Below are 11971 nucleotides of genomic sequence, written 5' to 3' on the forward strand. Positions count from 1 at the left end.
GACGGTCGTGTCGTCGAAGGGTAATCCATACGGTGCGCTCGGCCGGGGAACCACGGCGCCGGAAGTGTTGCGGTAGCGGTCGATTCCTAGGCCGCGCGGGGCAGTGGGGTGCGCACATAGGACTGTGCGTCGCCGGCGATCACCGTGCTCGGTGTGCCGTCGACCCCGACCGGGACCGGCCCGGCCAGTGTGATGCGGGTGAGCCTGCGGTGCTCGCTGCCGTCGTAGTCGTCCACGGCGTAGTGCTGGGTGGCGCGGTTGTCCCAGATGGCGACGTCACCGAGGGACCAGTCCCAGCGGGTGGTGTGTTCGAGGCGGGTCACCCGGTCCTGGAACAGCCGGAACAGCGCGCGCGACTCGTTGCCGGACAGACCGGCGATCTCCTTGACGAAGCAGCCCAGCAGCAGGGCGCGCTCACCGGTCTCCGGATGCACCTCCACCACCGGGTGCTCGGTCTCGAAGTAGGTGGACTCGAACTCGTGCCGGTAGGCGCGGTCCTTGTCGTCGGGACGGTCCTCGATGTCGGCGGCGTAGTCGTAGCGGTTGGTGTGGCGGGCGCGCAGGTTCTCGGCCAGCAGCTTGAGCGGCGCGGGCAGCGCCTCGTAGGCGGCCACGGTCGAGGCCCAGGTGGTCGAACCGCCGTAGCTGGGCAGGGCGACAGCGCGCAGGATCGAGGCGCTGGGCACCCGGTCCACGAAGGTGACATCGGTGTGCCAGACATTGGAGCGGGTCTGATGCGAGTCGATGGCCAGGCTCTTGGCGCCCGCGGAGGTGACGGTGGGGTGCGGGGTGGTCGGCGTGCCGAGCAGCTGGGCGAACTCGTACTGCCCGTCCTCGGTGAGGTGGTGCTGACCGCGGAAGAACAGCACCTTGTGCTCGTGCAACGCGGCCCGCACGGTGGCCACGGTCGCGGCGTCGAGGTCGCCGCCGAGCCGCACGCCGTCGATCTGCGCACCGATGTGCGCACCCCGCCGGACCACCCGCACGGCGGTCCCGGGAACAGCGGTGTCATCGACAGACATACGGAGGCCTTTCGCTCGAACCAGGACTTTCTGGTCACAGAAAACCATCCGCGGCGACCCCCGGCCATCATTGGATTCAGGGTGAGCCGAACCCCCGGCCGCTACTGGCGGTAGGTGGCCAGGAAGCGGCCGATGCGTTCGATGATGGCTTCGAGTTCGTCGGCGTGGGGCAGGGTGACGATGCGGAAGTGGTCGGGGCGGGGCCAGTTGAAGCCGGTGCCCTGGACGATGTGGAGTTTCTCCTGCAGGAGCAGGTCGAGGACGAATTTCTCGTCGTCGTGGATGGGGTACATGTCCAGGTCGATGCGGGGGAAGGCGTAGAGCGCGCCCTGGGGTTTCACGCAGGAGATGCCGGGGATGCTGTTGAGCGCTTCCCAGGCGCGGTCGCGCTGTTCGCGCAGGCGGCCGCCGGGCAGGGTGAGGTCGTAGATGCTCTGATGTCCGCCGAGGGCGGCCTGGATCGCCTGCTGGGCGGGCACGTTCGCGCACAGGCGCAGACCGGCCAGCATGGTCAGGCCCTCGAGGTAGCTCGCGGCGTGGCGGGTGGGGCCGGAGACCACCAGCCAGCCCGAGCGCAGACCGGCGGCGCGGTAGTTCTTGGACAGGCCGGAGAAGGTCAGGCACAGCAGGTCGGGGGCGAGCGAGGCGACGGCGGTGTGCTCGAGGTCGTCGTAGTAGATCTTGTCGTAGATCTCGTCGGCGAAGACCACGAGGTTGTGCCTGCGGGCGATCTCGAGGATCTCGCGCAGCACCTGCGGCGGGTAGACCGCGCCGGTCGGGTTGTTGGGGTTGATCAGGACGATGGCGCGGGTGCGGTCGGTGATCTTGGCGGTGATGTCGGCCAGGTCGGGGTACCAGTCGGCGCCCTCGTCGCACAGGTAGTGCACCGGGGTGCCGCCGTTGAGGGCGGTCGCGGCGGTCCACAGCGGGAAGTCCGGGGCGGGCACGAGGACCTCGTCGCCGTTCTCGAGCAGGGCGGTCATCGCCATCATGATCAGTTCGGAGACACCGTTGCCCAGGAAGACCTCCTCGACGTCGACATCGTGGACGCCCAGGGTCTGGTAGTACTGCACCACCGCGCGGCGGGCCGAGAGCAGGCCCTTCGAGGAGGTGTAGCCGGTGGAGGACGGCAGCGTGCGCACCATGTCCTGCAGCAGGTCCGGGGGCGCGTCGAAGCCGAAGATCAACGGGTTGCCGGTGTTGAGCTTGACGACGTGATGCCCCTCGGCCTCGAGCCGCGCGGCCTCCTCCGCGACCGGGCCGCGGATCTCGTACGACACTCCCGACAGCTTGCTGGACTGCTTGACCTGCATGAACATCCCTCCGGACCGTGGTTGCCGCACACATTACTTGGTATTTCCAAGATTTCACTTGGTTTTTCCAAGCCACTGGTTAAAGTAGTACACGTGCCACGCCGAAGCTACGACCACTACTGCGCGGTCAGCCGTGCCCTCGACCTCGTCGGTGACCGGTGGACCCTGCTCGTCGTCCGCGAACTGTGTTCCGGGCCGCGCCGCTACAGCGATCTGTTCGCCGACCTGCCGGGGATCAGCACCGACATGCTGGCCACCCGGCTCAAGGATCTCGAGCGCGAGGGCCTGCTCACCCACCACCGCAACGGCATGCGCTCGAGCTACGAGCTGACCGAATCCGGTCAGGCCCTGCGGCCGGTGCTCGACGCGCTCTCGGCCTGGGGTGCGCCCCTGCTCGGTGAGCGCAAGCCGACCGACGCGGTGCGCGCGCACTGGCTGGCCCTGCCGCTGGGCCGCGCGGTCGCCGAACTGGTGCCCGCGGGCACCGTCACGGTGCACATCGGCGAGACCGTGCTGCACTACGTGATCACCGCCGAGGGCGTCACCCACCACGAGGGACCGGCGCGGGCACCGGACCGGGAACTGCGCCTCGACCTGGCCGAGGCCACCGCGATCGCCACCGGCGCCCGCGCGCTGAGCACGAGCTAGCGGCGGCGGAAGGGCTCGGCCAGCTGGTCGAGGTAGCCGACCGGATAGTCCGGGTGCGCGGCCATCCCGAGCTGATCGGAGCTGAAGCGGCGGCGCGGGTCGTAGCTGTAGGTGCGCAGCAGGTGGTCCCAGATCAGGGTGAACAGGCCGAAGTTGACGTCACCGATGCCGGGCCATTTCAGGTGGTGGAAACGGTGGCCTTCGTTGAGCGCGAGCACGTATGTCAGCGGCCCGACCCGGTAGTCGGCATTGGAGTGCTGCAGCAGCAGCTGGATCGCCACGGCCAGCGCGAGGGCGGTGGCGACGTCGACCGGCAGGCCGATCAGGATCAGCGGCGCGACACCGGCGGCCATCTCGGCGCTCTGGTGCAGGGGGTGCTTCATCAGGCCGTTGAGTCCGTAGAAGCGGGTGACGCTGTGGTGCACGGCGTGGAAGCGCCACAGCACGCCGATCCGGTGGCTGGCCAGGTGGACCAGGGTGATGCCCGAGTCGGCGACGAGGATCGCGAAGAGGACCTGGATCGCGAAAGGCAGTGTGTCCGGCCAGAATCCGGGGGCGGGGACGAGGGCGGCGAGCAGCGGGATCAGTGCCGTGCTCACCAGGATCAGGGTTTCGTTGACGACGGCGTGGACGCGGTCGCGGGTGCTGTCGGGCTGGGCGCCGTTCCAGGTGTCGTCGTAGGGGATGAGGCGTTCGGCCGCGAAGGAGGTGGCGATCGCCGTCGCGAGGACGAGCAACAGCCACGGTTTCGGCGCGTGGGTGGCGGCCAGGGTGATGCCGATGCCGTTGAGGCCCAGCAGCATGAACGGGACGTACCCGTAGCGGGCGAGTCGGCGGAGAGCGGTGTGCATGGCTCTCAGCCTCGGCGGTGTACCCCGTTGTCCGCTTGAACGATTCGGCTGTCCGCCGCGCCCAGGTCCCACTCGACGGTGCGCGACAGCGCCGACGGGGGCAGCCCGAAGATCTCGCGGCAGGTGCGGGTGAGGTGGGCGCTGTCGGCGAAGCCCGCCGCGTGCGCGATGGTGGTGAGATCGCGGCCCGGCTCGGCCGAGCGGACGGCGTTCATGAGGCGCAGCCACAGGATGTAGCGGCGCAGCGGCAGCCCGACCTGGGCGCTGAACAGGTGCGTGAGCCGGCTGGGCGAGAGTCCGACCAGTGCGGCGACCTCGCCGGGACGCACCGGACCCGCGGCCACCAGCGCGGGCAGGGCGGCCACGGCCGCGCGGACGGCAGGGTGCCGCTCCGCCGTGATCTCGCCGCCGGTTGCCTCTCCCAGTTCCGCAAGCAGTTCGTCGACGATCCCGGCCATCGGCATCTCGGCTCCTCGCGACCCGGAGACCGTCGAAGTCCCCGTCCACCCGGTGGACGCGCGCTGCCCGGCGCTGCGACCGGCCGCGGAATCCGGGTCGAGGAACACGACGACGCCTGTCGCGCCGCCGGTTTCGATGCGGTGCTCGGTGTCGGCGGGAATGATCACCCGGGTACCGGTGTGCGGCGTGTTCTCGCCGTCCCGCACGGTCACCGGGATGTGGGCGTCGATGATCTGGACGGCGTGGTGGGCGTGCCGGTCGGTCGCGCCGATGGTCCCGGCGAACGCGAGCACCCCCGGCCGGATCAGAGCGCCCGCGCCGCGCCAGCCCGCCACGCTCATCGCGGCGACTCGGGCATCACGGTCACGGGCATACCGGATGCTAACCGGCCCAAGGCTCTCGACCGCGCAGCCCGTCACCCGGGTACCACCACACGGGAACCGCCAGGGTGTCTCCCGCGACGCGGTTGCCCGGCGGCGATGTGACCTCACTTGGCGTCTCCGTAGCAGTCGACGACCGCCGTGGTGAAGGGGAAGCGCACCGGGGTCGGTCCGAAGGCGATCCGGCCCGCGGTGTCGGATGCCGTATCGATCGCCGCGACGACGGCCGGAGCCTCCTCGGCCGGGCAGTGCACGATCACCTCGTCGTGCTGGAAGAACACCAGTTCGGCCCGCAATCCGGCGTGGGTGAGCGCGTGCCGCAGGCCCGCCAGGACCAGCAGGGCCCAGTCGGCGGCGCTGCCCTGGACCACGAAATTGCGGGTGAAGCGGCCGCGGGCGCGGGCGGCCGGGGTGCCGGTGAAGCCGGCGAGGGTGTCCTCGGCGAGGACCGGCGGGCAGGTGCGGCCCAGCCAGGTGCGTACCAGCCGCCCCTCCTCGCCGGCGTGGGCGGCGTCGTCGACGTAGGCCACGGCCGCGGGGTAGCGGCGGCGCAGGGCGGCGAGGTGGGTGAGGGCGTCACCGGAGGTCTGGCCGTAGATGGCGCCCAGCAGGGCGAGTTTGGCGCGGGCGCGGTCGCCGCCGAAGCCGCGGGCGGCCAGGTCGGCGTAGAGGTCTTCGCGGCGGCCCGCGGCGGCCATCAGCGCGGGATCGCGGGACACGGCGGCCAGGACGCGTGGTTCCATCTGGGCGGCGTCGGCGACCACCAGTGTCCAGCCGGGGTCGGCGCGGATGGCCTGGCGGATGATCTTCGGAATCTGCAGGGCGCCACCGCCGTTGGTGGTCCAGCGGCCCGAGACCGTACCGCCGGGGAGGTATTCGGGACGGAACCGGCCGCCGTGCACCCACTGGTCGAGCCAGGACCGGCCGTGCGCGGTGTGCACGCGATAGAGCGACTTGTAGGCCAGCAGCGGGGCGACCGCGGGATGGTCGACACGCTGCAACTCCCATTTGCGGGTGGAGGACACCTCGATCCCCGCGCGGGCGAAGGCGCGCACGATCTCGGCGGGCAGATCGGGCCGCACCCGCATCCCGAACGCCCGCGAGACCTCGTCGGCCAGTTCGGCCATCCGGCGCGGTTCGAAACCGCCCGCGAAGCGTTCGCCCAGCAGGGTGTCGAGCAGTTCGCGGTGGATGTCGGCGCGCCACGGGATCCCCGCCCGCGCCATCTCCGCGGCGACCAGCATGCCCGCCGACTCCGCCGCCAGCAGCAACCGCATCCGGTCCGGATGTTCGGTGCGCGCGGTCCGGGCGACCTGCCCCGCGTACACCGCCAGCAGCGCGTCGAATTCGTCGACGCCCGGCGGCAGCGGTACCGGCGCGGAGTCGAACAGCGAGGGCTCCGTCTCGGCGGCCCGCGCGGGCGCGTCCGGCGGAACCGGCAGGCGGTGCAGACGCGCCCACGCCGCCGCCAGCGACCTGGCCTGCCCGGACTGGCCTTCCTCGTGCCCGATCAGCAACGCTTCGGCGGCCTGCACGTCGTAACAGCGCTCGACCCGCACCCCGGCCGCCAGCAAGGGCCGGTAGATCTCGGCGGTCGACCGCCACACCCACCGCTCGACCTCCGGACGCGACCGCACGGCCTCGGCGAGGGACGCTTCGGTGAGCACCGGCCCGGCGGGGGCGCCCTCCTGGTCGAGCGGGCACAGGCGCGCGCCACCGTCACCCGACTCCGCTATCGCCCATCGCACGGTCCGAGTCTGGCAGCGGGGTACGACACCTTCGGCGCGGCCCACTCCGCCTGATCTCAGGGTCCGGGTCCGCCGAACGGGGGACGACACCGGTCGCGCGCCGCTCGATCATGAATCCATGTCCGCTACCCGAGTTCTCGCCACCCTCGCGGTGACATCCCTGCTGGCCGCGGGCTGCGGCCCGGCGACCACCACACCGGCGGCCACGGCCGCGAGCCTGGCCGCCCAGGCCGACGCCGTCCCCACCCCCGAGATCACCTGGACCACCTGCGCCGAACCCGCACTGGCGGCATACGACTGCACGCGGGTACCGGTCCCGCTCGACTACGCGCGCCCGGACGGCCCGGTCCTGGAACTCGCGGTGGTGCGGCAGCGGGCCCTCGATCCCGCGCACCGGATCGGCACCCTGTTCACCGCGGCGGGCGGGCCGGGCAGTTCCGGGATCGACTGGGCCGCCGGGGGCGCGATGTTCCCGGGCACGGTGAGCGAGCGATTCGACGTGGTCACCTTCGATCAGCGCGGCATCGGGCGCAGCGCCGCGCTGCGCTGCTTCGCGGACCCGGCGGCGCAGCGGGACTTCTGGCTCGGTCTGCCGGTTCCGCCGACCGATGCGCGCCAACAGCGGGCCGTCGAGGACGACAGTGCCCGATTCGCCGCGGGCTGTGCGGAGTTCGGTGGCGAGCTCGTCGCCCATCTGACGACCGCCGATGCCGCACGCGACCTCGAGCTGCTGCGGCGCGCCGTCGGCGACCCCGCGCTCACCTACGAGGGCGGCTCCTACGCGAGCTACCTGGGCATGACCTACGGCGCGCTGTTCCCCGATCGGGTCCGTGCCCTGCACCTGTCCTCGATCGTCGATCCCGAGGGCTACACCCTCGACAGCCGCGCCGATATCGCGCGGACGGCCCAGGGCACCGAGGAGGTGCGTACCGAATTCGCCCGGCTGTGTGCCGCGGCCGGTGAGGCGCGCTGCCCGTTCGGCGGTGGACCCGCCGAACAGGTCCTGGCCCGCGACACCGCGCTACTCGAACAGTCCGCCGCGGCACCGATCCGGGTCGGCACCGGCGGGCAGTCGGTCTCGGTGACCCACGGCCACCTGGTCCAGGCACACGCCATGCTGCTCTACCGCCCGCACCAGGGTTGGCCCGCGCTGGCGGCCTTGCTGCGCGAACTCGCGGCGGGACCGGACGGAGATCCGGCGACGGTCCGTCAGGTCCTCGACGCGGTCGCCCTCACCGGCGACTTCCTCGACCCCTTCGTCGCGATCTCCTGCGCCGACAATTCCGTCGGCGGCCTGGCCCACCGCTGGCCCGAGTTCGCCGCGGACAGCGCCGCGCGGTCCCCGTTCTTCGGGCCGTTCTGGCTCTACCTCCGGCAGCCGTGCGCGACCTGGCCGAGCCCCGCGGACGGCTTCCCGCAACGCTATCGGGGCCCGTGGACCCTGCGCTCCTCCGTGCCCGCGCTGCTGGTGAACAACCGATTCGATCCGGCGACACCGCTGTCGGGCGCCCAACGCGCCGCGCAGGCGCTCGGCGCCGCCCGATTGGTGGTCGTCACCGACGGCTACGGGCACGAGCCGACCGGCGATTGCGTGAGCGAGCTGCGCGAGCGCTACCTCGTCGACCTCGAGGTTCCGGCGACGACGACCTGCACGGCCGACCGGCTACCCTTCGCCGACGGCGACTGAGTCCTCGCCGGGTCGGTCCCGCAGCAGGGGCAGCAGCTGGGAGCCCTGGCGTTCGATCTCGCGCAGGTAGGGGGTGTCGGACAGGACGAAGTGGGTGATGCCGAGGTCGCGGTATCGGCGCAGCGACTTGGCGACGTCTTCGGCGGAGCCGACCAGCCAGGTCGTGCCCGCTCCCCCGCCGCCGTAGCGGCCGGGCGCGGTGTAGAGGTTGTCGTCGAGGACGTCGCCGCGCGCGGCCAGGTCGAGCAGCCGCTGCTGACCGACCGCGGCCCGGCGGCGCGGCTGTTCGCCGCCGGCGCTCTTCGCCATCTCGGCCACCTTGGCCTCGGCGTCGGCCCACGCCTGCTCGGTGGTGTCGCGCACGAAAGTGGTGATGCGCAGGCCGAATTCGAGTGGCGCGTGCTCGCGGCCCAGTTCGGCGCTCAGCGCGCGCAGGCGTTCGATCCGTTCGCGGACGCCGTCGAGCGGCTCGCCCCAGAACAACTGGACATCGGCCTCGGTCGCGGCGACGCGTTCGGCGGCCGCGGAGGCGCCACCGAAGTACAGGGTCGGGTGACGGCGCTCGCCACGGACGACGATGCGCGGCTGCACGGTGGAATCGGTGACCTGGAAGTGTTCGCCGCGGTAGGTGACGTTCTCCTCGGTCCAGAGCTTGCGCACCAGCTGCAGGAATTCCCTGGTGCGGGCGTACCGGTCGGCCTGGTCGCCTTCGCTGTCACCGTAGGCACCCAGATCGTCCTTGCCCGAGACGATGTTCACCCGCACGCGGCCGCCGGTCAGATGATCGAGGGTGGCGGCGGCGGAGGCGAAGTTCGCCGGCCGCCAGTACCCGGGTCGGATGGCGATGAGCGGTTCGAAGGTCTCGGTGCGCGCGGCCAGCGACGCGGCGACGGTGAGGGTGTCGGGACGGCCCCAGCCGGTGCCGAGCAGGGCGCCCTTCCAGCCGTTGGCCTCCAGGGCCCTGGCGTGCGCGGTGAGCGTGTCCAGGCTGTTGTGGTCGGCGGCGACGGGTTCGCCGCGGTGTCCCGGGGTGACCTGATTGGGGATGTACCAGAGGAATTCGAGACTCATGCGGGTTTCCGTTCGGTGCGCGACGGTCGACGGCGTCGTGCCGGGCGATGAACCCGGCCCGCCGAGTATCGACCCGCCGCGGACACCGCCACGGGCGCGCGGCGCGCGGACGAACCCCGCGCAGCGGCCCTGAGCTGGGCGGATCGCCCGCGTCCCGGAATAGAATCCCGCCGAGCGGGATTCAGGTGATGTCGGCGCGGTGGCGCACCCCGTCGACCGTGGCGAACGCCGCCGCCAGCAGGATCATCATCGCCGACACCAGCAGGGCGACCTCGAGCCCGTGGTGGAAGGCCACCTTGCCCAGTTCGAACGCCTCGGAGACCTTCGACCAGTACGGCAGATACTGGGTGATGTTGGTGCCCTCCGGCATTCCGCCCCGCTCGACGGCCTGGATGGCGTCGTACTGCAGGGTGGTCGGCAGGCCCAGTTCGGTCATCCTGGCCTTCAGATCCGCGGACAGGAACCCGCTCACCAGGGCGCCCAGTACCGCCACGCCGAAGGCCGAACCGATCTGGCGCATCGTATTGGTCGCCGCGGCGGCCATGCCCGAATGCTCGGGCGGGACCCCCGAGAGCACCGCCGAGGTCAGCGGCACGACCGCGATCCCGAAACCGAGCCCGGCCACACCCATCGCCGCGGCCAGCCACGGATCGTGCAGCGTGCCCGCCAGCTCCCAGCGGGTCAGCAGGATGCCCCCGGCGCCCACCACACAGCCGAGGATCATCGGGAGACGCGCGCCCCGGCGAGCCACCCAGAAGCCCGCGACCAGGGCGCCGAGCACGATGGTGACGGCCATGGGCGCGAAGATCCCGGCCGTGCGCGCCCCCGAATAGGACTTCATCACCTGCAGATACAGCGCGGTGAAGAAGAAGATCGAGAAGATCCCGAAGTAGACGGCGAAGGCCACCACGAGCGCACTGCGCACCACCGGTAGCCGCAGATAGCGCAGATCGAGCATCGGTGCGCGGACTCGCTTCTCGACCAGGACGAACCCGATCAGCGCCAGCCCGCCGACCGCGAACAACGCCAGCACCGAGGGCGCGGTGTAGCCCCAGTCCGCACCGACCGTGGCGGCGTAGATCACCGTCGCGAAGGCGGTGGCGCCGAGTACCGCACCCGCCCAGTCGACCGGCTCCTGCCGGGGATCGGCGCTCTCGGGCACCGACCACAGGGCCGCGACCAGCGCGACCGCGCCGATCACCAGGTTGAACCAGAAGATCGAGCGCCAGCCGTAGGCGTGCACCAGCACCCCGCCCAGCACCGGGCCCGCCGCCAGCGCCAGACCCGACACCGCCGCCCACACACCGACGGCCTTCGCGCGAGTGCGGCTCTCGGGGAAGATGTGGCGCAGCACCGACAGGGTGCCCGGCTCCGACGCCGCCGCACCGAGACCCATGATCGCGCGCCCGGCGATGAGCACCGCGACGCTGCTCGCCAGCGCCGAGACCACCGACCCGGCGCAGAAGATCACCAGACCGGCGATCATCACGCGCTTGCGGCCCCAGCGGTCACCGAGCGAGCCGCCGGCCAGCATCAATCCGGCGAACACCACCGTGTAGGCGTTGACGACCCATTGCAGGCCGGTGACGTCGGCCAGCAGATCGGTGCGGATGGCGCCGAGCGCCACACTCACCACGGTCGTGTCGAGGAAGGTCACGAACACCACCGCCACCACGGCGGCCAGTGCCACGCCCGGCCGTCCCTGCGTGCCGGGCGATTTGATCATCGAACTCACCCGGCACACGGTACTGGCGAGTACGCCGTGGCGCCGCTCCTCCGCCGCCCCCGGTGACGGGCGATGATCAGCCCGCGGCGGGCAGTACGCGCAGGATCGGGTCGTAGGCCCAGTTCAGGATGCGTTCGGCGTCCTGCTTGGCCACGATGCTGCTGTGATCGGAGCTGTGCAGGACGACGCCGACGAGCGGGATGCCCGCGCGGACCGTCTCGAACAGCAGGCAGTGGCCCGCGGCGTCGGTGTTGCCGGTCTTGATGCCGATGGTGCCCGGGTACTCGCGCAGCAGCCGGTTGGTCGTCTCCCAGGAATGTTCCCGGTTGCCCGGCCCCGCGGGGACGAAGAAGTCCCTGGCGGCGACGATCTCGCGGAAGACCGGCATGGTCATGGCACGCACGGCCAGGGTCACCAGGTTCGCGGGTGTGGACAGCGTCGAGTAGTCGTGCGGTTCGGGCAGCCCGCTCGGATCGCTGAATTGCGTTCCGCCCAGGCCCATCACGCGCGCGGTGTCGTTCATCCGGCCGATGAATCCGCCCTGGCCGGGACCGAAGGACTCGGCCAGGGCGTAGGCGGCGTCGCAGCCCGAGGGCAGCAGCAGGCCGTAGAGCAACTGTCGGGCGGTGAGCACCTCACCGGCACTGAGCCCGGCGGTACTGCCGCCGTGTCTGCCGCAGTAGGAGAATGCCTCGGCCGGGACGGTCACGGGACGTTCCAGGTCGTTGGCGGCGATCACGACGACGGCCGTCATCACCTTCGCGATACTGGCGATGGGTACCGGGGTGTGCGCCTCGCGCGACCACAGCACCGTGCCGGTGATGCCGTCGGCCAGGGCCGCGCCCGCGGCCTGGACGCCGTCGGGTCCGGTGGCCGACCAGGGCAGCAGATCCGAGCTTCCGGTGGGACCGGCGGTCGCGACACCGTGACCGGCCGCGACCCCCACCACGACACCGGCGACAACAGCGTGCAACATCCGGGCAAATGTCCGCATCGCGACATTGTGTCGCACCCGCGCGGCGAATCGCGGGAACGGCACACCGCGTTTCCACGGGCGAGGCCGTGG

10 protein-coding genes are annotated in these 11971 nt (G+C 71.5%); 2 read left to right on the forward strand and 8 right to left on the reverse strand.

What is annotated here, in order from left to right:
* Positions 1-86: 86 nt before the first annotated feature.
* Positions 87-1022: a TauD/TfdA dioxygenase family protein gene (locus ACFC06_RS04275; protein WP_375927720.1), complete on the reverse strand. Its 936-nt coding sequence runs from the start codon at positions 1020-1022 to the stop codon at positions 87-89.
* A gap of 101 nt (positions 1023-1123) precedes the next feature.
* Positions 1124-2341: a pyridoxal phosphate-dependent aminotransferase gene (locus ACFC06_RS04280; protein ID WP_375927722.1), complete on the reverse strand. Its 1218-nt coding sequence runs from the start codon at positions 2339-2341 to the stop codon at positions 1124-1126.
* An 87-nt stretch (positions 2342-2428) separates the two neighbouring features.
* Between ACFC06_RS04280 and ACFC06_RS04285 the strand changes: the two genes are divergently transcribed.
* Positions 2429-2983 (forward strand): winged helix-turn-helix transcriptional regulator, encoded by a 555-nt coding sequence (locus ACFC06_RS04285; RefSeq protein WP_375927724.1) that lies wholly within the window; start codon positions 2429-2431, stop codon positions 2981-2983.
* Here ACFC06_RS04285 and ACFC06_RS04290 read toward each other — a convergent pair.
* The 3 genes from ACFC06_RS04290 to ACFC06_RS04300 all read right to left on the reverse strand — a co-directional run bounded on the left by ACFC06_RS04290 (position 2980) and on the right by ACFC06_RS04300 (position 6421).
* Positions 2980-3834, reverse strand: coding sequence for a sterol desaturase family protein (locus ACFC06_RS04290; protein WP_375927726.1), 855 nt, complete (start codon positions 3832-3834; stop codon positions 2980-2982). The genes ACFC06_RS04285 and ACFC06_RS04290 overlap by 4 nt on opposite strands.
* 5 nt (positions 3835-3839) lie before the next feature.
* Positions 3840-4634 (reverse strand): helix-turn-helix transcriptional regulator, encoded by a 795-nt coding sequence (locus tag ACFC06_RS04295; RefSeq protein WP_375927728.1) that lies wholly within the window; start codon positions 4632-4634, stop codon positions 3840-3842.
* A 146-nt stretch (positions 4635-4780) separates the two neighbouring features.
* Entirely contained in the window at positions 4781-6421 is a 1641-nt protein-coding gene (locus ACFC06_RS04300; protein ID WP_375927730.1) for a bifunctional 3'-5' exonuclease/DNA polymerase, read from the reverse strand.
* A 118-nt stretch (positions 6422-6539) separates the two neighbouring features.
* On the opposite strand from ACFC06_RS04300, the gene ACFC06_RS04305 reads away from it, so the two are divergent.
* Entirely contained in the window at positions 6540-8108 is a 1569-nt protein-coding gene (locus tag ACFC06_RS04305) for an alpha/beta hydrolase (RefSeq protein WP_375927732.1), read from the forward strand.
* Here ACFC06_RS04305 and ACFC06_RS04310 read toward each other — a convergent pair.
* From ACFC06_RS04310 to ACFC06_RS04320, 3 genes are all read right to left on the reverse strand, one after another.
* On the reverse strand, positions 8085-9179 hold the full coding sequence (locus tag ACFC06_RS04310) for an LLM class flavin-dependent oxidoreductase (protein ID WP_375927733.1): 1095 nt from the start codon (positions 9177-9179) through the stop codon (positions 8085-8087). The two genes, ACFC06_RS04305 and ACFC06_RS04310, sit on opposite strands and share 24 nt — an antisense overlap.
* A gap of 181 nt (positions 9180-9360) precedes the next feature.
* Positions 9361-10905, reverse strand: coding sequence for an MFS transporter (locus tag ACFC06_RS04315; protein ID WP_375935204.1), 1545 nt, complete (start codon positions 10903-10905; stop codon positions 9361-9363).
* Positions 10906-10981: 76 nt separating this feature from the next.
* Positions 10982-11881, reverse strand: coding sequence for a D-alanyl-D-alanine carboxypeptidase family protein (locus ACFC06_RS04320; RefSeq protein WP_375927735.1), 900 nt, complete (start codon positions 11879-11881; stop codon positions 10982-10984).
* Positions 11882-11971 lie beyond the last annotated feature (90 nt).

This window comes from Nocardia sp. NPDC056064 (genome assembly GCF_042266925.1).
GTDB lineage: Bacteria > Actinomycetota > Actinomycetes > Mycobacteriales > Mycobacteriaceae > Nocardia.